We start from the raw sequence: 24,402 nt of genomic DNA, 5'->3' as shown, positions 1-24,402 counted from the left end.
CGATTTGAGATATATGTATCCCTTCGTTAACCTTGCTCCATCGCTCGCTTCCCCAGGCGGGCAACCCTTGTACACCAACCCTCACTCTGGAGAGTCGATCCATGCTGACCATTGGCGATAAGTTCCCCGAATTCAACCTGCTGGCCGTCGACGGTGGCCCGCTGGCCAACAAGATCGAAGACGCGTTCACCACGATCTCCGACAAGTCGTACGAGGGTAAGTGGAAGCTGGTGTTCTTCTACCCGAAGGATTTCACCTTCGTGTGCCCGACCGAGATCAAGGGCTTCAGCGACCTGAACGAGCAGTTCGCCGACCGTGACTGCCAGATCCTGGCCGCCTCGACCGACAGCGAGTTCGTCCACCGCGCATGGCGCATGGACCACGCCGACCTGAAGGACCTCAAGTTCCCGATGCTTGCGGACATCAAGAAGGAGCTGACCTCGGCTCTCGGCATCCTGACCAACGACGGCGTCGCCCAGCGCGCCACCTTCCTGGTCGATCCGAACAACGAGATCCAGTTCGCCTACGTCACCGCCGGTTCGGTCGGCCGTAACCCGGACGAAGTTTTGCGCGTCCTCGACGCCCTGCAGACCGACGAGCTGTGCGCGTGCAACTGGAAGGCCGGCGACGAGACCCTGAAGGTCGCCTAAGCCTTAGCGTTCGAAGTCCCGCGCCGCATCCCTCCCTCCCCCGCGCGGCGCGGGCACCCTGTAGGAGCGCACCCTGTGCGCGACAGCTTTTCGCGTTACGGCCACAGGCCCTGTTGCTCGATCGCGAACAGCGTCGCCAACAGGGTGGGCTCCTACAACCCTTTTCGTTGCACCCCCGAATTTTGACAGGGGCGCCAGCCGGCGCTCCCTCGCGTGAACCGGTGCCCGCGCTCCGAGCCATTCCGCGATCCTTTCCCTAGTCCTTACTTACGATCTGGAGCACACCCATGAGCATCGCCGACCTGCGCAGCCAGCTGCCCGAATACGCCAAGGACCTCAAGCTCAACCTCGATTCCGTGCTGAGTGAAGCCGGTGCCCCGGGCCTCAACAAGGCGCAGATCGCGATGATCGCGCTGGGCTCCGCCTACTCCGCGCGCTTCAAGCCGCTGACCGAAGCTGTCGCCGCGTTCGCCGCCGAGCACGCCAGTGCCGAGCAGCTGACCGCCGCCAAGGGTTCGGCCGCGATCATGGGCATGAACAACATCTACTACCGCTTCCAGCACCTTGTCTCGCACCCCGAGTACGAAACCATGCCGGCCAAGCTGCGCATGAACGTCATCGGTGCCTACAAGGGCGATGCCAAGAACGATTTCGAACTCGTCTCGCTGGCCGTCTCGGCCGTGAACGGTTGCGGCATGTGCATCGATTCGCACGACCGCGTGCTCCGCGAAGGTGGCGTTTCGGTTCAGGCCATCCAGAGCGCGGTGCGCATCGCCTCGGTGATCCACGCCGTGGCCGTGGTGCTCGAGCAGGCTGACGCTGCCGGCTAAGATTTTTCGTAAACCCCGATTCGCCCACAGGCCACGCTCCAGGTAGGAGCCCACCCTGTGGGCGACATCTTTCGCGCAAAGGCTCAGGCCCTGCAGCTCTCGCGCGAACGGAGTCGCCCACAGGGTGGGCTCCTACCGGGCGGTGTTCTTAACGCGGTCTTTCCTTGAGCCGGCACATTCTCCGCCCACCACCCAGCGGAGGGCTTTGCCATGAGCTACGTCGATGGTTTCGTCATGCCGGTGCCGGAAGACCGGCTGGCCGACTACAAGAAAATGGCCAAGGTAGGCGCGAAGGTCTGGATGGACCACGGCGCCCTGGCCTACACCGAATGCGTGGCCGATGACGTCAAACCCGGCAAGGTCACCTCCTTCCCCCAGGCCGTGAAGCTCAAGCCGGGCGAGGTGGTGGTGTTCTCGTGGATCGTCTACAAGAACCGCCGCGACCGCGATCGGATCATGAAGAAAGTGATGGAAGATCCGCGACTTGCGAAGTACATGGATGCGAAGAACATGCCCTTCGACGGCAAGCGGATGTTCTGGGGCGGCTTCAAGCCCATCGTCGAGGCCTGACGCGCTGCGGCATCCGGGGGGTGCCTTCCGGCACTGTGTCAAAGGTCACCCCTCTACGCACGATGGGCGGGATTATCCACAGGGAGTCCCACCCGCCATGCGTCGTTTCGTCCGTCCCCTTGTTCTCACCGCGCTCGCCGCCTGCTGTGGCGCCGCGCTTGCCGCCGGCACGGACGCCGCGCCGCCGCTTGGCCACCTGCCTGAGTGGGCCCAGCCTGAAAGCTACAAGCTCGCCTTCAAGGTGGATCCCAAGCAGGAAGACTATTCCGGCTCCACCACCATCAAGCTCAAGCTCACCCAGCCGTCGGACTTCGTCTGGATCCACGGCAAGGAGCTGAAGGTCTCCAAGGTGGTCGTCACCGATGCCGCCGGCAAGAAGCACAACGGCAAGTACACCGTCGCCGCCGAGAAGGAAGGCGTTGCCCGCCTTGACCTGGGTGCCAAGCTCGAGGGCGAGATCACGGTCGCCATCGATTTCACCGCGCCGCTGAACAAGCAGCTGCAGGGCCTGTACAAGGTCTCGCATGAAGGCATCCCGTATGCCATGACGCAGATGGAACCGGTCTCGGCCCGCTATGCGTTCCCGGGCTTCGACGAGCCGCGCTTCAAGACGCCGTACGACATCAGCCTGACCATCCCCGCCGACGACCAGGGCGTGGCCAATACCGCCCAGGTGAAGGAAGAGAAGGCCGGTACCGGCTGGAAGACCCTGACCTTCTCCACCACCAAGCCGCTGCCGACCTACCTGGTCGCGTTCGCCGTCGGCCCGTGGGATGTGGTGAAGGGCCCGGACATCTCCCCGACCGAATACCGCACCACCGCCACCCCGCTGCGCGGCATTGCCGCCAAGGGTGAAGGCCACCGCATGCAGCACGTGCTGGGCGAAACCAATTCGATCATCCACACGCTCGAGGATTACTACGGCTTCGGCTACCCGTTCGACAAGCTCGATCTGCTCGCCGCGCCGGATTTCAGCGCAGGCGCCATGGAGAACGCTGGCCTGGTCACGTTCCGCGACTGGCTGCTGCTGATCGATCCCGATTCGGCCGCGAATTACGTGCGCGGTTCGTTCAACGTCAACGCGCATGAGCTGGCCCATCAGTGGACCGGCGATACCGTGACGATGGCCTGGTGGAACGACCTGTGGCTCAACGAAGCGTTCGCCACCTGGATGCAGCAGAAGGTGACGCAGAAGGTGCACCCGGAATACCGCGCCGACCTGGACCGCGTCCGTGGCGCGCAGGGCGCCATGAACAACGACAGTCTGGTCAGCGCCCGCAAGATCCGCCAGGAAATCACCGGCAACGGCGATATCGAAACCGCATTCGATGGCATCACCTACCAGAAGGGTGCCGCGGTGCTGGGCATGTTCGAAGGCTACGTGTCCGAGCCCACCTTCCAGAAGGGCATGCGCGCGTACATCCAGAAGCACAAGTTCGCGAACGCCACCGCCGATGACCTGGTCGATTCGATCGCCGAGGCCGCCGGCCAGGGCGAGCAGTTCAAGAAGGCGTTCAACACCTTCCTCGACCAGTCGGGCGTGCCGTACGTCAGCACCGAGGTGAAGACCGAAGGTGGCAAGACCGTGCTGCACGTGAAGCAGAGCCGTTACCTGCCGCTGGGCAGCACCGGTGATGCGAACCGCGTGTGGGGTGTGCCGATGTGCGTGCGTTATGCCGCCACCACCGGCGACAAGGTCAAGTGCGAGATCTTCGATACCGCCGAAGGCAGCATCGTGCTCGATGGCGCGGCGAAGAACGCCTGGGTCATGCCCAACGCGAACGGCCGTGGCTACTACCGCTTTGCCCAGAGCAAGGCCGACCTCGCCAACCTCGCCAAGGTGGTCACCAAGCTGACCGATGCCGAGCAGCTGGCGTACGCCGATGCCGTGCGCGCGGGCTTCCAGCATGGCGACATCAACGCGGGTGATGCACTGGCCGCGTTGAAGCCGATCACTGCTTCGGAAACGCGTGAAGTCTTCACCGCACCGCTGCCCACCTTCACCTGGATCATGGACCGCGAAGCCACCACCGATGCCCAGCGCGCCGTGCTGCGCAAGTGGGCCATCGATGCGTACAAGCCGAAGCTGGCGCCGCTGGGCTACCGCAAGAAGGCCGGCGAGAAGGATAACGACACGCTCACCCGCAATGTCCTGGTCGCGCTGCTGGCCGACAAGGACATCGCCGACAAGGAAGTGCGCGCCGAAATGCTGGCGCAGGGTGATGCCGCGCTGAAGCAGAAGGATGGCCACCTGGACCTCGACGCCGCCGATCCCGACCTGCTGGCCACCGCCCTTGGCGTGGCTGTCGAGGAACGTGGCGCACCGGCGGTCGATGCACTGATCGCCGAGATCCCGAAGACCTCCGACCCGGCCAAGCGCAATGCGATGCTTGCCGCGTTGGGTGACGCGCCGAACGAAGCCCTCGCCAACAAGGCACGCGACTTTGCCCTGGGCAAGGACGTGAAGGTGGGTGAGATGGCCATGGTGTTGATGGGTGGCCGCGACAACCAGAAGTCGCGCGATGAACTCTGGCAGTGGTTCACCACGAACTACGACAAGATCGTCGCCCGCACCGGCAGCTTCGCCGGCGGCAAGCTCCCGTCGCTCGCCGCGAAGGGTGGCTGCTCGAAGGCCGAAGCGGATCGCCTCAGCGCGTTCTTCAAGCCGCGCCTGGGCCAGGTGAGCGGCGCGGAACGCGGCCTCGCCCAGACCAGCGAAGAAATCCTGCTGTGCTCGGCGTTGAAGGATAAGCAGGACCCGAAGACGATTAAGTAAGTCAAAGCGACACGGAGTGAAAAGGGCCGAGGGTTACCTCGGCCCTTTTTTTGTGCGCTCGTCGTGGGAGCGCGCTTGCGCGCGGCAAATCTTCCGAGGCTACATGCCCGCCATCATGCCCATTGACGCCAGGCGTCCATCACCGTACCTGGAGCACAGTCCGCTGTGTGCTACCGCTCCCAGCTGGATATATGACGTACAGGAAATTCCCGCCCTGGTGACCGCTGGCATCCCAGGTGCGGCGGTATCCGGCGATTGTGTCGCCACGACGGCAGGGGCCAACACCACTGCCTGCGCGGCAAATAGGTTCCTTGGCTATCTCGCGAAGCGCGTTGCTGAGCAGGCTTGCTTGCGCGTGCTGTCCGTAGCCGATTTCGTCGGTAAGGACATGCATCCATGCACCGCCATGGTCACGGTTGGTTACGCTCTGGCCGTTAACCACTTCATTGCCACCGGTCGCCGACTTGACACTATGGACGTAGGCGCGTGAAAGGGAGTTCGCGTGCACGGGAAACGCGACCGCTGCCGCGAGAAGAGTCAGATAGGTTGCTTTCATGATGTGTCTCGATGGTCGGCTACATGGCCGGTAACCATGATCGTTCTGCGTTGACGGGTTGCGGACTCACTGGCGCTCGGCGTGATGCGTGGGTGTTCGACGGGATCGTGCGTAGGCGTCCGCGAAGGGCTGGAATTGTGTAGGCCTTCGGCGCAAATCGTTGTCAGCGTTCGCTGCGACTGCTGTCCCGATGTAGGCAGGGTGCGACTAAGCGTGTTTCGATTTGCGCACCTCTCCCGCAGGACACGACGCGATGCAGATTTCCATCTATTCGGCAGTTCCCGCTTCGCAGCTCAAGCCGCCTTCGCGCACTGAAGGTGCGCGCGCGATGCCTGACGCGGAGGCGAAGCCGACCTTGCGAAGGGGGATCGACTTCTCTCATGTCACCCCTCGCCAACTGCTCGCGTACGTCGATGAGCAGGAAGCATCGGGAGCACTCGACCCACTTGACGGGAGTTCGCTCCTCTTTCAGGTGCCATCAGGCGACTGGGAAGGCGCGCTCGACATCCCATTCAATCTTCGTGACCGCCTCGACGGCACCATGGCGTTCTACAAGGATCGCGGTGACCCTCTCGCCGTGTGGTACGCCGGCCTGATCAATCGGCTGGACGCCATGGAAGCCCAGTCCCTGGGCGTGGACGTTTTCGCCTAGCAACCGTGGCGCTGCCATGGGTTACGCTTAGCCCATGCACAGCCGCACCACTACCGCCCGTGATGTTGCCGAACTCGCCGGGGTTTCGATCTCGGCGGTGTCGCGCACGTTTACGCCCGGGGCCAGCGTGTCGGCGAAGACGAAGGAGAAGGTGTTGGCGGCGGCCGAATCGCTGGGCTACCGGCCCAACCAGCTGGCCCGTAGCCTGATGACCGGCCGTACCGCGCTTATCGGGCTGGTCTCCAACCATTTCGCGAACCCCACCTTCATGGAGGTGTTCGACCTGTTCACCCGGGAACTCCAGGCCCGCGGGCTACGGCCGTTGTTGGCGAACCTGGGTGAGGATGAGGATGGGAGCCAGGCGCTGGACATGATGCGGCAGTACAGCGTCGATGCCGTGCTTATCGCCACCTCGGCGCCTCCGGCGGGCTTTGCTGCTTCGTGCCGGGCGGCAGGCATGCCGGTGATCCACGTATTTGGCCGGGCAGGGCGGGGCTCACCTGTGCCCGTGGCGACGGTCGATAACGTCGCGGGCGGACGCCTGGTCGGAGAGGCTATGCGGGAGCGGGGCCTGAAGAAGCTGGTGTTCCTTGGCGGCTCACCGCACGATGCCTCGTCGATCGATCGTGCCACTGGCTTTGCGGAGGCAGCCGGAAAATTGCTGCGCCGCACGGTGTTCGCGGGCAACTACACGCACGATCACGGCCGCGATGCGATGCTGGCCCTGCTTGATGACGATGCGAGCATCGATGGCGTGTTCTGTGGCGATGATGTGCTGGCGATGGGCGCGATCGACGCGTGCCGCGAGCGCGGTGTGGATGTGCCGGGGCAGGTCAGCATTGTCGGCTTCGATGACATGCCGCTTGCCGCGTGGTCGTCCTACTCGCTCACCACCGTTCGTCAGCCGATCCGCGCGATGATCCTGCATGCGATCGACCGCATCGCCGTATGGATGGAAGACGCTAACGCCGTGCCGCGCAGCAAACTGTTCCCCTGCGAACTGATCGAACGCACCAGCCTGCGCTAAAACGCGCTCCTACAGTTCAGATATCGACCCAGCGACGCTCGCGGGCCGAGACCAACGCCGCCGCCACGACCCTGTCTACCTCATACCCATCCCGGAATGTCGGCCACACTGTCTCGCCGGTCTCCACCGCACGCAGGAAGTCCCGTAGTTCGATCACGATCTGATCGTTGTACCCGGTGCCATGGCCCACGCCCTGGCTAAAGGCCAGGTAATCGGGGTGGGCGGGGCCCATCAGCAGTTTCTGGAAGCCGCGTCGTGAAGGTTCGCGTGAGGCGTCGTACAGCCATAGTGCGTTCTGATCTTCCTGGTCGAAGTACAGCGCGCCCTTCGTGCCTGTGATCCGGTAGGTGTAGCCCATCTTCCGCCCCGCCGCGACGCGGCTGAAACTCAGGCTGCCGCTGGCGCCATTGGCGAAGCGCAACAGCATCTGGCCCTGGTCGTCGTTCTCGATCGCCTCCGGTCCCTGCGGGCCGGGCCGTTTGGCGTGGACGATCTGTGTATCGGCAACCAGGCTGCTTATCGGTCCCACCAGGCGCAGGGAGGCATTGATGATATGCGGCGCGACATCGGCGAGCGCACCGGCCTCGGTGCCGGTGCTGATGCGCGTGCGCCACGAAGCGGGTAGGGCGGGGTCGTGGAGGTAATCCTCGACATGCTCCGCGGTCACCTGGATCACGTCGCCAATCTCACCCGAGGCAATGATCTGTTTTGCCAGCTGGCTGGCCGGTGTGCGGATGTAGTTGAAGCCCACCATATTGGCGAGGCCGGCCTGCTCAATCGCTTCGACCATGCGTAGCGATTCGGCAGCGTCGCAGCCCAGCGGCTTCTCGCAAAGCACCGGTTTGCCTGCGGCTACGCAAGCCAACACCATCTCGAGGTGCGTGCGCGGCGGCGTGGCGATGATCACCGCATCGATCTCGGGATCGGCCACCAGCACGCGCCAATCGCCGGTGGAGCGTTTCCATCCCCATCGTGACGCGTTTCCAGCCGCGCCGCTTGCCGTGGAGGTCGCGATCATTTCGCAACGTGGCCGCAGCCCCGTCTCAAAGACAGCGCCCACCGACTGCAAGGCGATTGTGTGCGCCTTGCCCATATATCCCGCGCCGATCAACCCAACCCTCAGCTCCGCCATGTGAAGTCCCATGCATGCTTTCAGTAGGAGCGCGCTTGCGCGCGATAGCCGCCCAAGGCGACGGACACCCCGATACTGCCGATGCTGCACTGCAATTTGCAAGCGCTTGCAAAATGGCCTAGCGTAACCCCCATCGCCGCCCTGACGCCGCCATCCGCGGCCGGAGACCCGCCATGAACGCCGTCCGCCAGTCCGCCGTCGTCCCGCCCGTGTTCACCGAGGCCAACCTCGATACCGATGCCATCGTCCGGGAGCTGCTTGAGGGTGCCGGTGCCGTGACGCTGCGCGGCCTGTTCAGCAAGGCGGAAATCGCGGAAGCGCGCGACATCGTCATGCGCGAATCCAATGCCGATGATCGGGGCGCCAAGGTCACCCATTTCCAGGGGGACGCGGAGAAGGCAGGGCGAATCCAGCTCCAACGCCGCGTGTGGAACCTGCTGGCCAAGGGCGACATCTTTTCGCGCATGGCCGCGCACCCGGTGATCATGAAAGTGATGCGTGCCTTCCTGGGTACGGAATTCATCATGGGCTCCATTGCCGCGAACCGCATCCTGCCGGGTGGTCCGGGGCAGGAGCCACACATCGATTACCCCTATTGGGATTTCCATTCGCCGGAAACACATCCGGTACGAATCAACTCGTCGTTTCCGTTGAACGGGCAGGTCACGATCATGCTGGACCCGTTTACCGAGGAAACGGGTGCAACGGCCTACGTCCCCGGCACGCAGCGCGAACTGCGCTACCCGGATGACGCCGATCGCTTCTTCGACCGTTGCGAGCGCATGTTGGGTGAAGCGGGTGATACGGTCGTGTTCTTCGGTGCCGTGTGGCATTGCGCCATGCCCAATCGCAGTACCATCGATCGCTCGGCGATCATCACCCAGTACCTGCCGAAGTTCATCAAGCCGATGGAAGACCTGCCGGCCGCGTTGCCGGAAGCCTTCGTGAAAGCGGCGAGTCCGAATATCAAGCAGTTGCTCGGGTTGAACTACCCGTACCCGGAGGTGCTTGATGCGGCGCGCGGAGGCAACGCGGAAGGCCGCAGGAAGTACTGATGCCTCTGCAGGAGCGCGCTTGCGCGCGATGCCACCTCGCGACGAGTACCCATCGTGCGCAAGCGCGTTCCTACAGGGCGCGCATGCCTCGGCCGACCTGGTAGAGCAGTGGTTTGTCGAACGGCGACCATGCCGGCACCCGCACACCACTCACGCTCAGCGCATCACGCGTCCATTGGTTGCACGTGACGAACAGGCTGTAGTGTCCCGTGCCTTCGTAGAAGGCATCCGTATCGCTGTAGGCATGGTCACGGATCCATAATGCATTGCCGTCCTTGCCGACCTGCGTGCTGGCGCGGATATAGGCGGCCAGGCGAACATACTGCTCGTGGGTAAGCACCAGGCGGCGCGCGTTCGCGCCTTCGACGGGCGGCGGTCCGTATTCCACGTGCATGGCCGTCTGGTCGAATCCACTTAGTGCGTAGAGCGCCGTCGATGCCTTGAGGTCGCCCCAAGTCGGCACATTGAGGAAGAAGGTGCGGTCGCCCCAGCCGATGTAGGCCACGTCACCGGCGCGAATCTCGCGCGGCGCCCGTGCATGCGTCGGCGGAAAGAAGCCCGTCCAGTCCATGGCCACGTCCCGCGCCGGCACTGCAAAGCCGGCATGCACGCCGTTGGTGGTCAACCATACGACCGTACCATTCAGGGGCGGTCGCCAGTCCCGATTGACGGGGATGAGGGCGAGCAGCAGGGCGGCGAGCAGGTAGGTGAGCGGAACTGCAATGACGCCAAGGAAGAGGACAAACAGACAGCGCAAGACGCGGCGTCCGCGGGTCATGCTCCCTCCGTTGCGCGTCATGGCGTGATCACGCGTTCACGTTCAATGGCCGGGATATCGGTGAATGAAATCGATCGTATCGGCCAGCACGCTGGCGCGCTGCTTCATGGGGCCGAACGCCAGTAACAGGGCTTCATGGCCAACGCCGGGATAGAGCCGCAACTCCGCGGGCTCACCGACATCGTCGTATCGTGACGCCATTGAAATCGCCTCGGCAGGGAAGACTTCGGTATCGTCCTCCCCCTGCAGCAGCAACGCGGGTGGCGCACCGGGTGTCACGAAATTCACCGGCTGCGACGCGACTTGCTGCTCACGTGTGGTGCCGAACATGCCCACGTAATCAGCATCATCGTCGATCGGCAGGAAATCGTACGTGCCGGCCACGCCGATCCAGCCAGACAGGTCCCTCGGCTGCATGTCTACCTTCGCCAGCCACTGGCGATCGGTTGCCAGCATCGCCGCCACGTGCCCGCCGGAGGAGTGCCCCATCAGGAAGAGGTTGTTGGGCGCACCACCGAACTCGGCGGCGTGATCGTGCGCCCAGCGCACGGCGTTGGCCGCATCGGTGAGAAAACCTGCCATGCCCACCGTGGGCCAGAGCCGGTAATCAGGCACGACGGCGACAACCCCCTGCTTTGCCAGCGCTTCGCCCATCCAGCGGTTCCACTGGCGCTTCCCTTCCTGCCAGTCCCCGCCAAAGAAGTACACGACGACCGGCGCGTGCTCGGCGTGCGCCGGGGCGTAGACGTCAAGCGCCAGGTGGTGCGTCGGGTCGTAAACCAGGCCATCGTGAGCGATCACACCTTCCCCCGATTGAGTCGCATTGATGCTCGCAAAGAAGGTCGCCCGGCAGGCCGTCAGGCAGAGGAGGGTGACCGCGATGAGGATGAGGCGCATGGGCGCATTGTAGGTGCGCCCGGCCGGTAGAATGCGCCGATGACCGATATCCGCACGATCCTGCGTACCGCCAGCCACGCCCTGGGTGACCGCCTGGAGGCCGAGCTGTTGCTGGCGCACGCCCTGGGGGTGAACCGGGCCTGGTTCTTCGCCCATGCAGAGGATGCGCTGGCCGCCGCCGACGAAACCCACTTCAATGAACTGGTGGCCCGCCGGGCGAGGGGCGAACCCGTGGCCTACATCACCGGCCGCCGCGACTTCTGGTCACTGCCGCTCGAAGTCACCCCGGCGACGCTGATCCCGCGCCCGGAGACGGAGCTGCTGGTCGAACTTGCGCTGGCCCGCCTGCCGGAAGGCGGCCGCCTGCTCGACCTGGGCACCGGCAGCGGCGCCATTGCCCTGGCCATCGCGAAGGAGCGGCCCGATGCGACGGTGCACGCCGTCGATGCCAGCGAAGCGGCATTGAAGGTGGCGCAACGCAATGCGCGTGCGCTCGGCCTGAAGGTCACCTTCTTTCATGGCAACTGGTTCGCCCCCGTCACCGGCGAGACCTACGATGTCATCGTCAGCAATCCACCGTATATCGAAGACACCGATGAGCACCTGGGGCAGGGCGATCTACGCTTTGAACCCATGAGCGCCCTGGCCTCGGGCGCGGACGGGTTGGACGATATTCGCAAGATCATTGCCGGCGCGCCGGCCCACCTGGCCGAAGCCGGGTGGCTGCTGTTCGAGCACGGCTGGAACCAGGGTGGGGAGGCACGCGCCTTATTCAGTCCGTCAGCGTGGGTGGATGTATCAACGCTACGCGATCTGGAAGAGCGCGACCGCGTCACGGGTGCCCGGCGCCCTTCGCTACAGATATGACGGCGAGGCGCTGGCGCCAACCGCGCTAACCCGCGTATCGTGCGAATGCCTTAGGGGAGGCAGGGGGGACGCACCGTGTCACTTGGCCGTTGTCTGTTGTTCGCCGCCATCGCCACCATCGCCGCTTGTTCGGATACCCACCGTTACGCATTCGCCGGCGCGCGCGGCGCCTTCTGCGTGCCTGATGCATACGCTATCGAAGCGCCGCTATGGTTGACGTCGGATATCGCCGAAGATGATGGTGGCTTTGCGTTCCGCGGATGCGGTTCTACGTACAAAGGTGACTGTGCCGTGCCTGCGAACGTGGCCGCAGGCACGGTCGGTCCACTCGATAGCGTTTCCCGCCGTACCTGGGCCGATTGGCAGCGCGGCGGTGGGCGTTACGACAGCATGGTGGCGTCGCTCGCGCGGCACGATTACCGTGTGTACCCCGATGGTGATGACCCCGCCGGCCGTATTCTCGCCATCGCTGACCGAAGCAGGGGCACCACGGCTACGGCCTACTGGCGAATTGGTGCGGAGGGCGAGCCGGCACTGGATTCCGCAAGCGTCGTCTTGGCCGAGTGTGATGGCGTCAAGGAGACACAGGTGGGCGATTCTGGCGAGGTCGCCTTTGCCTGCTCACGCGACCTCCGCGAGGGAGCGATGCAGGTTCGCTATGACTTCTACAACGGCGTCATTAGCTCTCGCTTCGTCGAAGCAACGGATCGAAAGGTCCTGGCGGGAATAGCCCGGTGGCGATGCGGGGACGCGGGGGGAGAAGGGCATGCGAGCTGAGCTGAAGGCCATCTACAGTGGCGATGTCGACATGAAAGCGTTCGAGCCAGACGAGCCGGGCGATTTTGGCGTGAGCTTCTATGCCGAGTTCGGCCCGCTAGGGGATGTCGGCGGCGACACCTTCACCTTCCTGGCGTGCTCACCCACATGGATGCAACGTGGCTTCGAAAATGGAACGTTTCCCGCATCATCCTTCGCACGGGGCATGATCATTCTCTTCGACTACGACTACACCGAAATCGAACGCCTGCTGGAACGCCTTACGGCCCGTTGTTCGGGGGCGACATGGGACGATATCGCTGCGCAGTTGAACCGCTTCGGCCAATGGGAGTTCGATGAATATCAGGGTGTGCGGTCTGAACGCGGCTAACCCGCGTCGGGTGATGCGATGGGGCGCAATCATGGCCCTGCTCGCAGCTTCCTCGGGAGTGTGGAGTCATGGCGACCCACCGCCGGGGTCGCGTGCCATTACCGGTACGTGGTATTGGCGAACCCTGAGCGCGGGCGTCAATCGCTGGCATTCCACCCAGGGTGAGGGAGTACTGGTACTGACCGGTGACCGGTTCGAACTGGATCTGCGCGACGGGACGGATGGCTCGCTCAATTACGTTGTAAAGGGCCGTGTCGCAGGTCGCCGCTTGCAAGGGACCGTTTCGAAATGGGCGACGGATCTCATGCCATTCCAGATCGCCGGCGACGTCGTGGGATCCTCCAGCAAGGATCACGGATCGTGGCAGATCATTACCTTCCGTCGTGACGGCTTCGTACTGGCGCTTACGCGCGAAACGGCGAACGTTTCATCGTCGGCGAGCGCGTGCGGCGATCCCAGGTATGACGCCTTAGCGGCCGAAGGGGCGCGCTCCGTCATCGTCACCCGGCCCTTTTCACTACCGCCGGAGGCATGGCGTCCTGACGTTGATGCCGCGTGTGCGACGGTGCTGCTCACGGTAGGAAAGGATCAGCGCGCGGAGAACATTCGTGTCGTCGAGGCTTATCCAAAACCCGCCGCCATTGACGCGGTTGAACGCGTCATTCACGCCTATACCTTCGACGACGCGACGGGCACCGAACTCGCATTGCGCTTTCACATCACGCCGCCCGACCAGACGCCGTGAGGCGTGATACGGCAACTAACGCGGTTAACCCGCGCTAGCCACCGCCGTCGCCACGAACTGCGGGAACCGCCCACGAATCGCCGCACGGATCTGCGGCAGATCCAGCCCGGCCATCGTCAGCACTTCCTCGCGGCTGCCGTGCTCGAGGTATTCGTCGGGCAGGCCCAGGTGGAAGATGGGAATCGTGATGCCCTTCGACGCCAGGAACTCGGCCACGCCCGCACCCGCACCGCCGGCGATGGCGTTGTCCTCGATGGTGACGAACGCTTCGTGCGTGCGCGCCAGTTCCAGGATCAGCTCTTCATCGAGCGGCTTGACGAAACGCATGTTGGCGAGCGTCGCATCCACTTCGGCCGCGATGATGGCCGCAGGTGCCAGCATGGTGCCGAACGAAAGAATGGCGAGCCCATGGTGGCCGCGGCGGCGCACCTCGCCCTTGCCGATCGGCAGGGTTTCCAGGCCTTCGGCAATCTTGGCGCCCGGGCCGGTACCGCGCGGGTAACGGATCGCGGCGGGGCCGTTATACGCATAGCCCGTGCTAAGCATCATGCGGCATTCGTTTTCATCGGCCGGCGCCATGATCACCATGTTCGGCAGCACGCGCAGGAACGACATATCGAAGCTGCCGCAGTGCGTGGCGCCGTCGGGGCCGACCACGCCTGCGCGATCGATCGCGTAGGTCACGTCGAGGTTCTGCAGGGCCACGTCGTGGATGGCCTGGTCGTAGGCGCGCTGCAGGAATGTCGAGTAGATCGCGACGACCGGCTTGGCGCCTTCGACGGCCATACCGGCGGCCAGCGTCACCGCATGCTGCTCGGCGATTGCCACGTCGAAATAGCGCTGCGGGTATTCCTTGGAGAAGCGCACCAGGCCCGAGCCCTCGCGCATGGCGGGGGTGATGCCCAGCAGTCGCTCATCGGCGGCGGCCTGGTCGCAGAGCCAGTCGCTGAAGATGTCGGTGTAGGTCGGCTTGGCCGGCGCACCTTTCTTCACCAGGCCGGCCACGGGGTCGAACGGACCCACGGCGTGGTAATCGATCTGCGCCTTTTCGGCAGGTTCGTAGCCCTTGCCCTTGGTCGTCATGACGTGGAGCAGCTGCGGACCGGGCAGATCCTTCACCATCTCCAGCGCCTGCACCAACTGGCCCATGTTGTGACCGTCGATGGGGCCGGTGTAATGGAAGCCCAGTTCTTCGAACAGCGTCGACGGCACGAACATGCCCTTGGCGTGTTCTTCCCAGCGCTTGAAGAAGCGGCCGAAGAAGGATTCGCGCGGCATGGCCTTCTTCGCACGCTCGCGCCAGGCATTGAGCGTGCGGCTGGACATGGCGCGGGCCGCCATCTTGGTCATGGCGCCCACGTTCTCGCTGATCGACATGCCGTTGTCGTTGAGAATCACCAGCATGTTCGGCTCGACGTCACCGCCATGGTTCATGGCTTCGAAGGCCATGCCCGCGGTGAAGGCGCCATCGCCGATCACGGCCACGACCTTGCGGTTGTCGCCACGGCGCTGCAAGGCGATGGCCATACCCAGCGCAGCCGAGATCGACGTGGACGAGTGGCCGACACCGAAAGTGTCGTACTCGCTCTCGTCGCGGCGCGGGAAGGGGGCCAGGCCGTCTTTCTTCTTGATCGTAGTGATGCGGTCGCGGCGGCCGGTGAGAATCTTGTGCGGGTAGCACTGGTGGCCCACATCCCAGACCAGGCGGTCCTTCGGGGTCTCGAACACGTGGTGCAGGGCCACGGTGAGCTCCAGCACGCCCAGCCCCGAGCTGAAATGGCCGCCCGACGAGGCCACGGCCTCGATCAGGTAACGGCGCAGCTCATCGGCGATGGCCGGCAGCTCCTCCGCCGGGAAACGGCGGAGATCCTCCGGCGAGTTGATCTGCGCCAGATAGGGGTAATGGGAAAGGTCGTTCATACCCGTATTGTTCGCCCTGAGCGGGGCTGGGGCAAGGGACGGGGTGTGAATCCTTGCGGGCAAAAGGCGGGCAGGGTTCAGCCGGGGCGGCGGTCCCGTGGCAGGTGGCTTACCAGGAACTCCATCTGGTCGGCCAGGATATTGCGGTTGGAGAGGATCAGGTGCTCCACCCAGCTGGGCCGGTAGGGCACGGCCAGGAGCGGCATGTTCGCCTGCTGCGGGGTGCGGTTGCTCTTGCGCAGGTTGCAGGCCAGGCAGGCGCTGACCACGTTCTCCCACTCATCGGCACCCCGCTTGGAGAGCGGCACCACGTGGTCCCGGGTGAGCTCATGGCGGGTGTACTGGTGGCCGCAATACAGGCAGATATGCCGGTCGCGGGCGAACAGGGCGGTATTGGTGAGCGCCGGGGCCGGGTCGATGGCATGGTCCCGGCAGTGGCCGGTGCTGGCCACGATCGGGTGCAGTTCCAGGCTGCTGCGCAGGCCCGAGGCCCGGCTGATGCCGCCGCGAACGGTGACGCAGGGATCGCCCAGGGTCCAGGCCACCACCCCCCGGACATACAGACAAACGGCATCTTGCCAGCTGATCCAGTCCAGGATGCGCCCTGATGCGTCGAGCGAAAGGACCCGGGTGGCGTGCAACGCCGCCACCTTGGGGAGGTCCTCTTGGAGCACTTCCATCGTCATCTAGTCTCGTCCTTCACGTGCGCGAAAGAGCGTTCCAGCAAGCCGAACTCCGTGCGGGCCAGTGTCCGGCCCCGCCCCACAAGGGGCGTTGGCCCGAGCATAGCCCATTATTGCTACAGAAAAGCACGGCACCGGTACGCTTCTTGCGGGGCTTTTCCTGTCACCCGGCGCTGATATAGTGGGCGTTCGATAAGAGCCCGCAGGGTTTGGAAGGGGGGCCGGGGTGGCTTCCCAGGCCTGGCGGGTCCCAGAGGGAATGAAAGTGGCTGAAGTGCTTTTCTACGAGCGTCCGGTTGCGCTGAACCGTACGACCCATCGCGACCTTCGCCTGAAGGCCGTCAACAACATCCATTTCGCCGCCAAGGCCCACTCCGTCCCGCTCACGGGCGTCGAGTTCGCCCCGGCCGCCCGCGATTTCCCCATCCTGTTCGCTGGCAACAGCATCGAGGACGCGGGCCCGATGGCCCTGCTCGGCCTGCGCCAGGGTGAAAACCTGCTGGTCGGCGAGAACGGCTTCTGGGAGCAGGGCATCTACATCCCGGCGTTCGTCCGCCGCTACCCGTTCGTGCTGGCCGAGAAGCCGGCCGGCACCGAGGGTGACGATTTCACCGTGTTCCTCGATGAGGCCTACGAAGGCTTCAACGAGACCGAAGGCGAGCGCCTCTTCAACGAAGACGGCACCGATGCACCGGCCCTCACCAACGCCGTGAACTTCCTGGGCGAGTTCCAGGACCACGTGGCCCGCACCCAGTGGTTCATGGGCAAGCTGCGCGAGCACGGCCTGCTGGAGGAGCGCACCATCACGCTGCAGAAGGAAGGCCGTGGCATCAACCTCAACGGCCTGTTCGTGATCAACGAAGAGAAGCTGCGCAAGCTCGACGACAAGGTCGCCGGCGAATTCCTGCGCGAAGGCGCGTTCGGCTGGATCTACGCGCACCTGGTGTCGCTGGCCAACATCGACCGCATGGCGGCTCGCCTGGACAAGCGCGAGACGGTGGAAGACGGCGCGAAGGCCAACGCCTGATCGTTGATTCGCCGCAGTGCGAAATCAAAAGGCCGCCCATGGGGCGGCCTTTTTTTGTTCCGGCGTTTCCGCTTCGCTGGCTTATCGCGCGCAAGCGCGCTCCTACAGGGCGGGCCTCAGCGTACCGGCCGTGCCATGCGCACCAGGTCGGTATCGAACCCGTGCTTGGTATAGAGGTCGCGTGCACGCTCGTTGCCGGGGAACACCGCCAGGGTCACGAACTGGCAGCGATGTTCCTTGGCCCAGGTGTAGGCATGGTCGAGCATGGCCTGGCCGACGCCGGAGCCCTCGTACCGCTCATCCACCGCGATATCCGAGATATGGCAGTTGTCGCGGTGGGTGAAGAAATCCTTGGTCTTCTGCAGGTGGATGAACCCCACCGCGTCGCCGTCGTCGTTCTCGGCAATGAAGATGTAGCTGTTGGAAGGCTGCTCGTCGAGATGGCGCACCAGGTCCGCTTCAATGCCCTTCAGGCAATCGGTCTTGGTACGGCCGTTCGGCAGCGGGAAGTGGATGAACCGGTGGACCAGGCCAAGGATGAAATCATCATCGTCGCTCTCGGCGAGACGAATCAGGAACGCTGGGTCGCTCATCGTTTCGGGAACCGTGGTTGGCTTGGGAGGTCCGGGCCCGTTCAGTTCTACACCCAAGGGCGTAATGGGTAAAGTGTGAAGCGTCAGCAGGATCGCGCGCGCCCAGCCCGCGATCCTGCTGACGATTTCCAGCCGCCCGTGGCGGCGACTCCCAGGCCGCAGGCGGCCGCCTTACCCCCTTACAACACCTCGGGCAGGGTCGCCACGCCCGCGTCGATCGCGGCCTTGTGCAGGTGGATGCGCGGCAGGATGCGGGCGAAGTAGAAGTTCGCCGTGTCGCGCTTGGCCTGCTTGCCCTCGGCATTGAGCAGGCTGCTGCCCTCGGCGGCCAACACGCTGCGGGCCAGGAAGTAGGCCAGGGTGATGTAGCCGGAGTAGTAGAGGTAATCGACCGCGGCCGCGCCCAGTTCCTCCGGGTTGGCCTGCGCCTTGCTGGCGATCTCGAGGGTCAGGTCGCCCCATGCCTTGGCCGCGGTGGCCAGCGGCGCGATGTAGGCCTTGACCGAATCGTTGGCCGCGTTGGCGTGGCAGAACGCCGAGATCTCGCCCAGGAAGTGCTTCAGGCCGGCGCCCTGCAGCTGCACGATCTTGCGACCAAGCAGGTCCAGTGCCTGGATCTGGGTGGTGCCTTCGTACAGGGTGATGATGCGGGCATCGCGGACGAACTGCTCCATGCCGTGCTCGGCGATAAAGCCGTGGCCGCCGAAGATCTGCAGGGCTTCCTTGGTGCACTCCTGTGCGGCCTCGGTAAGCAGGCCCTTGGCGATCGGGATCAGGAACGAAAGCAGTTCGCCGGCTTGCTTGCGTGCCTGCGGATCGGCATCACGCGATTCGATATCGCTTTGCAGTGCGGCGTAAGCGGCCAGCACGCGGCCACCCTCCACGAACGCGCGCTGGGTGAGCAGCATGCGGCGCACGTCGGGGTGCACGGTGAGCGGGTCGGCCGGCTTTTCCGGCAGCTTCGGGCCCGAGAGGGCACGCATCTGCAGGCGCTCACGCGCGTAGTTCAGGCTGTTCTGCAGGGCGCGCTCGGAGACGGCGAGACCCTGGATGCCCACGGCCAGGCGCGCCGCGTTCATCATGGTGAACATAGCCATGAGGCCCTTGTGCGCCGGGCCGATCAGCCAGCCCTGCGCGCCGTCGAAGTTCATGACGCAGGTCGCCGAGCCCTTGATGCCCATCTTGTGTTCGATCGCACCCGCGGCCGCGCCATTGCGCTCGCCCAGCGAGCCATCGGCGTTCACCTTGAACTTGGGCACCACCAGCATGGAGATGCCGCGGCTGCCGGCCGGCGCATCCGGCAGGCGCGCGAGCACGAGGTGGATGATGTTCTCGGCGAAATCGTGCTCGCCCGCGCTGATGAAGATCTTGGTGCCGGTCACGCTGTAGCTGCCATCGGCATTCGGCTCGGCGCGGGTCTTCAGCAGGCCCAGGTCGGAGCCGGCCTGCGGCTCGGTCAGGCACATGGTGCCGGTCCAGCGGCCTTCCACCAGCGGCTTCAGGAAGGTTTCCTGTTGCCATGCATCACCGTGGTGTTCGAGTGCATCCGTCGCGCCGTGCGAGAGCAGCGGGTAGATGCCCCAGGCGAGGTTGGCCGAGTCGATCATTTCCTTGGTAAGCGCGCCGAGCACCGCCGGCAGTGCCTGGCCGCCCCATTTTTCATCGGCGGTGAGACCGGCCCAGCCGCCTTCGGCGTACTGCTTGTAGGCCTCCTTGAAGCCCTTCGGCGTGGTCACCGTCGCGGTGGCCTTGTCGTAATGGCAGCCCTCGGCATCGCCGGAAGCGTTCAGCGGAGCGAGCACCTGTTCGTTGAAGCGGGCGGCTTCATCGAGCACGGCATCGAACAGTTCGCGGTTGTGGGCTTCGCCACCTTCGAGGCGGGCGAGCACGGCCTCGGCGCCGAGCACGTCGTAGAGCGCGAAGCGCATGTCATTGAGCGGGGCTTTGTAAATCGTCATGGTGGATCCTGGCGAATAGGGCTGGGTAGGGGATCAGGGCGAGCGGTAGGTATCGGGGATGCCGGGCACCGGCGATAGCCAGCTCCTGCCGTGCACCGGGAAGGTGCGTGGCTTGTCTTCTTTTTCCGGGGTGCCCGTGACCTGGCCTTCGATCGTGTAGGGCAGGGCGCCGCCGCTGCCCTTGGCGGCCAGTTCGGCCAGCGCTTTCGACATCTCCGGTGTCGGCAGGATGTCGATGCGGGTGACATCGGCGGCAAAGGAGGGAATGTCCTGGCTGATGTTCGCATCGAGCAGCACGCCGCCCAGCTGGCCCACCTGCAAGGTGCCCTGGATGCGATCGAACGACATGCCGCCGTAGCTGTTATTGCGCAAGCGCAGGGTCACATGCCAGGTGCCGCCAGGCTTCGCGGAGACCTCCGTGAGTGTGACCGCGGGCGGGAACACGCTCTTCTTCGGTGGCCCGCAGGCGGCGAGCAGGGCCACACCGGCAAGGGCCATTACGCGGAGGATCGGAAAGCGTCGCATCAAGGTCATTCCCTGGGCTTGGGGCATCGAACACTCGTTCGATGGTAGCGCCGCGCGGGCTTCCAGCGCGAGACGGCGTTTGAAACGCGGTTCCCAAGCGCGGGCCGAGCAGGCATCATCCGTGTTTGCCTTCCATGACGACTATTTACCCATGACCCGACGCATTGTTGCGCGCCGCTCCCCCATCCATGGCAATGGCGTTTTCGCCACCGCGCCGATCAAGGCCGGCGAAGATGTCGTCGAATACAAGGGCGATCGCATTACCCACGCCCAGGCCGACAAGAAGTACGGCGATGGCGGTGAAACCGGCCACACCTTCCTGTTCACGCTGAACGACAAGTGGATCGTCGATGGCAACAGCCACGGCAATACCGCGCGCTGGATCAACTACGGTTGCGACCCGAATTGCCAGGCCGTCATCGTGGAAGACGAACCGGGCAAGGACTCGAAGAAAGACAAGGTGATGATCGAGGCCATCCGCGATATCGCCCCGGGCGAAGAGCTGACCTACGATTACGGCATCACCATCGATATGCCGTACACGGCGCGCCTGAAGAAGATCTGGGCCTGCCGCTGCGGCTCGCCCAAGTGCATCGGCACCATGCTGAAGCCGAAGCGCAAGGCGGCCTGACCCACGCCGGCCGGTTCTCGTAGGAGCGCGCTTGCGCGCGATGGGGCTTTCGGTAACGCCCATCGCGCGCAAACGCGCTCCTGCAGGGGCCGTCCAGGCCGTACCGGCTTAATCGTCTTCAGCCTTGGGTTTCCACGCCTCCACAAGTTTCTTCTGCACACCCGGCGGCACCGTGTCGTAGTGGCTGAAGTCCATGGCATAGCGCCCCTGGCCTCCCGTCATCGCCTTCAGCTGGGTCGGGAAATCCGCCAGCTCCGCCAGCGGCACACGGGCCTTGATCAGGGTCTCCCCGCCACGCAGTGAATCCGTGCCCATGATCTGCGCGCGCCGTGAGGCGAGGCCGCCGGTCACATCGCCCACCGACGGATCGGGGATCGATACTTCCAGGTCCACCACGGGTTCCAGCACCACGGGCCGCGCTCGCGATACCGCATCCAGGAACGCCTTGCGGCCGGCGCTGATGAAAGCTACTTCCTTCGAATCCACTGGGTGGTGCTTGCCGTCGTAGACGCTGACGCGCACATCCTGCATCGGGTATCCCGCCACGGCGCCGGCATCCATGGCCTGGCGAATGCCTTTCTCGATCGCCGGCATGAACTGGTTGGGGATCACCCCGCCCTTGGTGTCGTCCGAGAACACGAACCCGGCGCCGCGCTCCAGCGGTTCGACGCGGAGGAATACCTCGCCAAACTGGCCTGCGCCGCCGGTCTGCTTCTTGTGCCGGTGGTGTCCTTCGGATTTGCCGCCGATGGTCTCGCGGTAGGCGATACGCGGTGGGTGCGTGATCACTTCCACGTCATAGCGCGACTTCATCCGCTCGAGCATCAATTTCAGGTGCAGGTCGGAGAGGCCGCGGATGACCGTCTGGTTCACCTCGGCATGGTGTTCCACGACAAAGCACGGATCCTCTTCGGCGAGCCGCGCCAGGGCCTGTGCGAGCTTCTGTTCCTGCCCCTTGTGCGCTGGCTCCACGGCCAGCCCGAACATGGGGGCGGGGAACGGGCATGGCTGCAGGTGGATGCGTCCTTCATCGGCCGCATCATGCAGCACGGCATCGAAGTGGATGTCGTCCACTTTGGCGACCGCGACGATATCGCCTGGCAGCGCTTCGTCGATCTCGACGTGATCCTTGCCTTTCAGGCGGAACAGGTGCGCCACTTTGAACGGCTTGCGCCCGTCGTCGACCAGTAGCTGCGAATCCTTGCGCACGGTGCCTTGCCACACGCGGAACACGCCCAGTTTCCCGACAAAGGGATCGTTGACGATCTTGAACACATCGGCGACGACATGTTTTCCGGCGTCTGCTGCCACGTCAAAACGAATGCCCTTGTCATCATGGAACGGCGGTGGATTCGTTTCGTTGGGACAGGGCAGGATGCGCTCGATCAGCTCAAGCAGTTCCGCCACGCCGACCCCATCACGCGCACTGGTGAACACGATGGGCACCAGGTGGCCATCGCGCAGGCAATGCTCGAGGGCATCGTGGAGTTCGGCGGCGGTCAGGGCGTCCTCACCCTTGTCGAGATAGTGCTCCATCACGCCGTCGTCGATTTCCACGACCTGGTCGATCAGCTGCTGGTGCGCTTCGCCCGGCGAGGAGAAATCGCTATCGCCGCCCTTTTGGAAAAAAGCATCGCGCACGGCGTGTCCCTGTGACGCTGGCAGGTTCACGGGCAGGCATTCGTTGCCGAACTCCGCGCGAAGATCATCCACCAGCGCCGAGAGATTCACGCCTTCGGCGTCGATCCGGTTGACGATAAGCAGGCGGGCCAGGCCGCGCTCCTTCGCATGCGCCATCATGCTGCGCGTGCCGTGCTCGATGCCGTTCGCCGCATTCACCACGATGGCGACGGTATCGGTGGCCGCGAGGGCGGCCAGTGCTGGCCCGCGGAAATCCGCGTAGCCTGGGGTGTCCACAAGGTGTATTCGGAAGCCGTTGCGCTCGATCGAGGCGATCGAGGCATCGATCGAGTGGCCCCTGGCGCGTTCCATGGGGTCGTTATCAGAAACGGTACTGCCCTTTTCCACGCTGCCCATGCTGTTGAGCGCGCCGCCGGCGTGGAGCATGGCTTCAAACAAGGTGGTCTTGCCGGCCCCGGCGTGGCCGGCAAGTGACAGGCTGCGGATGCGTTCCGTGGATGGCGACACGATGCGACCCTCCCTAAGGATGGCGGTCCCCCCGTCCTTCCAAGCCTTCTCCGATTGGTGGCGGGAATCAAGGGGTACGGGAATCTTCTTTCGAGGGCGGTGTCTGTAGGCGCAGGCTTAAGGTGCGGTCAGGCCGTCGCGCTAAGCTGTACAGCTTTCCCCTCAGGCCCGATCGGGACGTCCCCCCAGCGTGCAATACCCAGGCAAGGCGCCACCGCCGCACGTCGAATCGCACCGGCTACCGCCGGAGGCGACGCGGCGCCATGGGCTGCACCCCATCGATCCGGCCACGATCACGGCCCTGCGCGCCATCCGGCAGCGCAAGCCGCCGCACGATCCGGTGCGCTCCACGCTGGCGATCGTCGGCACCCTGATCCTGCATATCCTGATCATCCTGCTGGTGCGCTACGAAATGCAGCCGCGGCCGCTGGTCGGCTATGCGGTACCCGACGATAAGGACGATGTGCTCGAGGTGCGCTTCATCGAGCCCACGCCGCCGCCCGTACAAGCCAACGTCCCGCCGCCGCCCCCGGTCAGTGAGCCGCCGCCGAAGGTGCGCTCCCCTGAGGCCACGCGACCCGAGCCGCCCAAGCCCAAGGAGCCGCCGAAGGAAACGCCGCCTGCCGAAAACGTGGCGGTGCCAGCCCCGGCGGCTCCCAACCCCGCGCTCCATCTGTACGGGAAGAATGGCCAGATCGACACCGGCCCGGCGCCGGCGTCGGCAGCACCAGCCACCCAGGCCGACTTCGTTGCGCGCAAGCCAACGGACGATGCGGGGGTCATGGCCCACAAGGGCCCGGTCACGTACAAGGAAACCCGTTTCGAGAAGGACTGGGCGCCACGCGATGAGAACATCGTGAATGGCGGACTGCGCAAGGTCATGGAAAACACCACGCTGAAGAAGCAGGTGAACGTGGGCGGCACGCGGATCAATTGCGCGACGGTGTTCTTTGTCCTGCCCGTGGGCTGCCGTGGCGAGGATCCGCCGAAGCCGCCGCCGAAGTCGGCCGATGGGCGCCTCAACATGGCACCGGCGCACGCGCTGGCGGATGGCCCGGATGTGGTGAAGCCACCGAGCGAAGCCGAATGCATCGCTGCGTTCCGTGCCGACAAGCCACTCCCCCAGGGCTGCCCGAGCGACGTTCCCCTGAAAGCGATCGACCAGGAAAAGGCCGAAGAGCAACGCCGCACGGGCCTGTAGGAGCGCGCTTGCGCGCGATGGGCGGGCCGCAGCC

24 protein-coding genes are annotated in these 24,402 nt (G+C 64.6%); 14 read left to right on the top strand and 10 right to left on the bottom strand.

Annotated features, from left to right (window positions below):
• Positions 1–101: 101 nt before the first annotated feature.
• From L2Y97_RS17965 to L2Y97_RS17950, 4 genes are all read left to right on the top strand, one after another.
• Complete coding sequence (locus tag L2Y97_RS17965; RefSeq protein WP_247429358.1) at positions 102–650, top strand: peroxiredoxin; 549 nt, start codon at positions 102–104, stop codon at positions 648–650.
• Between the two features lie 287 nt (positions 651–937).
• Positions 938–1,480, top strand: coding sequence for a carboxymuconolactone decarboxylase family protein (locus L2Y97_RS17960; RefSeq protein WP_247429355.1), 543 nt, complete (start codon positions 938–940; stop codon positions 1,478–1,480).
• Between the two features lie 210 nt (positions 1,481–1,690).
• Positions 1,691–2,050 carry a DUF1428 domain-containing protein gene (locus L2Y97_RS17955; protein WP_247429352.1) on the top strand — a complete coding sequence of 120 codons (360 nt, stop codon included), beginning with the start codon at positions 1,691–1,693 and terminating at the stop codon, positions 2,048–2,050.
• Between the two features lie 97 nt (positions 2,051–2,147).
• Positions 2,148–4,826, top strand: a complete 2,679-nt coding sequence (locus L2Y97_RS17950; protein WP_247429349.1) for a M1 family metallopeptidase — start codon at positions 2,148–2,150, stop codon at positions 4,824–4,826.
• A 139-nt stretch (positions 4,827–4,965) separates the two neighbouring features.
• Here the strand turns inward: L2Y97_RS17950 and L2Y97_RS17945 are convergent, their stop codons facing one another.
• Positions 4,966–5,382, bottom strand: coding sequence for a DUF4879 domain-containing protein (locus tag L2Y97_RS17945; protein WP_247429346.1), 417 nt, complete (start codon positions 5,380–5,382; stop codon positions 4,966–4,968).
• 253 nt (positions 5,383–5,635) lie between these two features.
• Between L2Y97_RS17945 and L2Y97_RS17940 the strand changes: the two genes are divergently transcribed.
• Both L2Y97_RS17940 and L2Y97_RS17935 read left to right on the top strand, forming a co-directional pair.
• Complete coding sequence (locus L2Y97_RS17940) at positions 5,636–6,034, top strand: hypothetical protein (protein WP_247429343.1); 399 nt, start codon at positions 5,636–5,638, stop codon at positions 6,032–6,034.
• Positions 6,035–6,068: 34 nt separating this feature from the next.
• A complete protein-coding gene (locus L2Y97_RS17935; protein WP_247429340.1) occupies positions 6,069–7,061 on the top strand; it encodes a LacI family DNA-binding transcriptional regulator in 993 nt (330 codons plus the stop codon).
• Between the two features lie 16 nt (positions 7,062–7,077).
• Here the strand turns inward: L2Y97_RS17935 and L2Y97_RS17930 are convergent, their stop codons facing one another.
• Complete coding sequence (locus tag L2Y97_RS17930) at positions 7,078–8,154, bottom strand: Gfo/Idh/MocA family protein (RefSeq protein ID WP_247436881.1); 1,077 nt, start codon at positions 8,152–8,154, stop codon at positions 7,078–7,080.
• A gap of 212 nt (positions 8,155–8,366) precedes the next feature.
• Between L2Y97_RS17930 and L2Y97_RS17925 the strand changes: the two genes are divergently transcribed.
• Positions 8,367–9,248, top strand: a complete 882-nt coding sequence (locus tag L2Y97_RS17925; protein ID WP_247429337.1) for a phytanoyl-CoA dioxygenase family protein — start codon at positions 8,367–8,369, stop codon at positions 9,246–9,248.
• 70 nt (positions 9,249–9,318) lie between these two features.
• Here the strand turns inward: L2Y97_RS17925 and L2Y97_RS17920 are convergent, their stop codons facing one another.
• A complete protein-coding gene (locus L2Y97_RS17920) occupies positions 9,319–10,026 on the bottom strand; it encodes a TIGR02117 family protein (protein ID WP_247429335.1) in 708 nt (235 codons plus the stop codon).
• Between the two features lie 42 nt (positions 10,027–10,068).
• Entirely contained in the window at positions 10,069–10,923 is an 855-nt protein-coding gene (locus L2Y97_RS17915; protein ID WP_247429332.1) for an alpha/beta hydrolase, read from the bottom strand.
• 39 nt (positions 10,924–10,962) lie between these two features.
• Here L2Y97_RS17915 and prmC point away from each other — a divergent pair, with 39 nt between their 5' ends.
• From prmC to L2Y97_RS17895, 4 genes are all read left to right on the top strand, one after another.
• Entirely contained in the window at positions 10,963–11,790 is an 828-nt protein-coding gene (gene prmC / locus L2Y97_RS17910; protein ID WP_247429329.1) for a peptide chain release factor N(5)-glutamine methyltransferase, read from the top strand.
• Positions 11,791–11,865: 75 nt separating this feature from the next.
• The gene (locus L2Y97_RS17905; RefSeq protein WP_247429328.1) at positions 11,866–12,567 is read left to right on the top strand and encodes a hypothetical protein; all 702 of its coding nucleotides are present in this window, start codon (positions 11,866–11,868) and stop codon (positions 12,565–12,567) included.
• Positions 12,557–12,937 (top strand): Imm8 family immunity protein, encoded by a 381-nt coding sequence (locus L2Y97_RS17900; RefSeq protein ID WP_247429325.1) that lies wholly within the window; start codon positions 12,557–12,559, stop codon positions 12,935–12,937. Before L2Y97_RS17905 ends, L2Y97_RS17900 begins: the two co-directional genes overlap by 11 nt.
• A 31-nt stretch (positions 12,938–12,968) precedes the next feature.
• Positions 12,969–13,682: a hypothetical protein gene (locus tag L2Y97_RS17895; protein ID WP_247429323.1), complete on the top strand. Its 714-nt coding sequence runs from the start codon at positions 12,969–12,971 to the stop codon at positions 13,680–13,682.
• A gap of 24 nt (positions 13,683–13,706) precedes the next feature.
• On the opposite strand, the gene dxs is transcribed toward L2Y97_RS17895, so the two are convergent.
• Positions 13,707–15,602, bottom strand: a complete 1,896-nt coding sequence (dxs, locus tag L2Y97_RS17890; RefSeq protein WP_247429320.1) for a 1-deoxy-D-xylulose-5-phosphate synthase — start codon at positions 15,600–15,602, stop codon at positions 13,707–13,709.
• Between the two features lie 77 nt (positions 15,603–15,679).
• Positions 15,680–16,282 (bottom strand): HNH endonuclease, encoded by a 603-nt coding sequence (locus L2Y97_RS17885; protein WP_247429317.1) that lies wholly within the window; start codon positions 16,280–16,282, stop codon positions 15,680–15,682.
• Positions 16,283–16,550: 268 nt separating this feature from the next.
• Between L2Y97_RS17885 and L2Y97_RS17880 the strand changes: the two genes are divergently transcribed.
• Complete coding sequence (locus L2Y97_RS17880) at positions 16,551–17,312, top strand: SapC family protein (RefSeq protein ID WP_247429314.1); 762 nt, start codon at positions 16,551–16,553, stop codon at positions 17,310–17,312.
• Positions 17,313–17,428: 116 nt separating this feature from the next.
• Here L2Y97_RS17880 and L2Y97_RS17875 read toward each other — a convergent pair whose 3' ends face one another.
• From L2Y97_RS17875 to L2Y97_RS17865, 3 genes are all read right to left on the bottom strand, one after another.
• Complete coding sequence (locus tag L2Y97_RS17875; protein ID WP_247429311.1) at positions 17,429–17,905, bottom strand: GNAT family N-acetyltransferase; 477 nt, start codon at positions 17,903–17,905, stop codon at positions 17,429–17,431.
• 179 nt (positions 17,906–18,084) lie between these two features.
• Positions 18,085–19,863 carry an acyl-CoA dehydrogenase C-terminal domain-containing protein gene (locus L2Y97_RS17870; protein WP_247429308.1) on the bottom strand — a complete coding sequence of 593 codons (1,779 nt, stop codon included), beginning with the start codon at positions 19,861–19,863 and terminating at the stop codon, positions 18,085–18,087.
• Positions 19,864–19,896: 33 nt separating this feature from the next.
• Positions 19,897–20,388 (bottom strand): hypothetical protein, encoded by a 492-nt coding sequence (locus tag L2Y97_RS17865; protein WP_343218377.1) that lies wholly within the window; start codon positions 20,386–20,388, stop codon positions 19,897–19,899.
• A gap of 151 nt (positions 20,389–20,539) precedes the next feature.
• Between L2Y97_RS17865 and L2Y97_RS17860 the strand changes: the two genes are divergently transcribed.
• Positions 20,540–21,019: an SET domain-containing protein gene (locus L2Y97_RS17860; protein WP_247429305.1), complete on the top strand. Its 480-nt coding sequence runs from the start codon at positions 20,540–20,542 to the stop codon at positions 21,017–21,019.
• Between the two features lie 108 nt (positions 21,020–21,127).
• Here L2Y97_RS17860 and fusA read toward each other — a convergent pair whose 3' ends face one another.
• A complete protein-coding gene (gene fusA / locus L2Y97_RS17855) occupies positions 21,128–23,167 on the bottom strand; it encodes an elongation factor G (protein WP_247429303.1) in 2,040 nt (679 codons plus the stop codon).
• A 190-nt stretch (positions 23,168–23,357) separates the two neighbouring features.
• On the opposite strand from fusA, the gene L2Y97_RS17850 reads away from it, so the two are divergent.
• Entirely contained in the window at positions 23,358–24,368 is a 1,011-nt protein-coding gene (locus L2Y97_RS17850; protein WP_247429300.1) for a hypothetical protein, read from the top strand.
• Positions 24,369–24,402 lie beyond the last annotated feature (34 nt).

Origin of the sequence: Luteibacter aegosomatissinici, assembly GCF_023078495.1 — a bacterium.
Classification (GTDB): Bacteria; Pseudomonadota; Gammaproteobacteria; order Xanthomonadales; family Rhodanobacteraceae; genus Luteibacter; species Luteibacter aegosomatissinici.
This window is presented reverse-complemented; position numbering and strand designations above follow the sequence as displayed.

Coding starts and splice junctions, on each gene's coding strand:
- L2Y97_RS17965 (WP_247429358.1), top strand. CDS start 102: ATGCTGACCATTGGCGATAAGTTCCCCGAATTCAACCTGCTGGCCGTC.
- L2Y97_RS17960 (WP_247429355.1), top strand. CDS start 938: ATGAGCATCGCCGACCTGCGCAGCCAGCTGCCCGAATACGCCAAGGAC.
- L2Y97_RS17955 (WP_247429352.1), top strand. CDS start 1,691: ATGAGCTACGTCGATGGTTTCGTCATGCCGGTGCCGGAAGACCGGCTG.
- L2Y97_RS17950 (WP_247429349.1), top strand. CDS start 2,148: ATGCGTCGTTTCGTCCGTCCCCTTGTTCTCACCGCGCTCGCCGCCTGC.
- L2Y97_RS17945 (WP_247429346.1), bottom strand. CDS start 5,382: ATGAAAGCAACCTATCTGACTCTTCTCGCGGCAGCGGTCGCGTTTCCC.
- L2Y97_RS17940 (WP_247429343.1), top strand. CDS start 5,636: ATGCAGATTTCCATCTATTCGGCAGTTCCCGCTTCGCAGCTCAAGCCG.
- L2Y97_RS17935 (WP_247429340.1), top strand. CDS start 6,069: ATGCACAGCCGCACCACTACCGCCCGTGATGTTGCCGAACTCGCCGGG.
- L2Y97_RS17930 (WP_247436881.1), bottom strand. CDS start 8,154: ATGGGCAAGGCGCACACAATCGCCTTGCAGTCGGTGGGCGCTGTCTTT.
- L2Y97_RS17925 (WP_247429337.1), top strand. CDS start 8,367: ATGAACGCCGTCCGCCAGTCCGCCGTCGTCCCGCCCGTGTTCACCGAG.
- L2Y97_RS17920 (WP_247429335.1), bottom strand. CDS start 10,026: ATGACCCGCGGACGCCGCGTCTTGCGCTGTCTGTTTGTCCTCTTCCTT.
- L2Y97_RS17915 (WP_247429332.1), bottom strand. CDS start 10,923: ATGCGCCTCATCCTCATCGCGGTCACCCTCCTCTGCCTGACGGCCTGC.
- prmC (WP_247429329.1), top strand. CDS start 10,963: ATGACCGATATCCGCACGATCCTGCGTACCGCCAGCCACGCCCTGGGT.
- L2Y97_RS17900 (WP_247429325.1), top strand. CDS start 12,557: ATGCGAGCTGAGCTGAAGGCCATCTACAGTGGCGATGTCGACATGAAA.
- L2Y97_RS17895 (WP_247429323.1), top strand. CDS start 12,969: ATGGCCCTGCTCGCAGCTTCCTCGGGAGTGTGGAGTCATGGCGACCCA.
- dxs (WP_247429320.1), bottom strand. CDS start 15,602: ATGAACGACCTTTCCCATTACCCCTATCTGGCGCAGATCAACTCGCCG.
- L2Y97_RS17885 (WP_247429317.1), bottom strand. CDS start 16,282: ATGGAAGTGCTCCAAGAGGACCTCCCCAAGGTGGCGGCGTTGCACGCC.
- L2Y97_RS17875 (WP_247429311.1), bottom strand. CDS start 17,905: ATGAGCGACCCAGCGTTCCTGATTCGTCTCGCCGAGAGCGACGATGAT.
- L2Y97_RS17870 (WP_247429308.1), bottom strand. CDS start 19,863: ATGACGATTTACAAAGCCCCGCTCAATGACATGCGCTTCGCGCTCTAC.
- L2Y97_RS17865 (WP_343218377.1), bottom strand. CDS start 20,388: ATGCGACGCTTTCCGATCCTCCGCGTAATGGCCCTTGCCGGTGTGGCC.
- L2Y97_RS17860 (WP_247429305.1), top strand. CDS start 20,540: ATGACCCGACGCATTGTTGCGCGCCGCTCCCCCATCCATGGCAATGGC.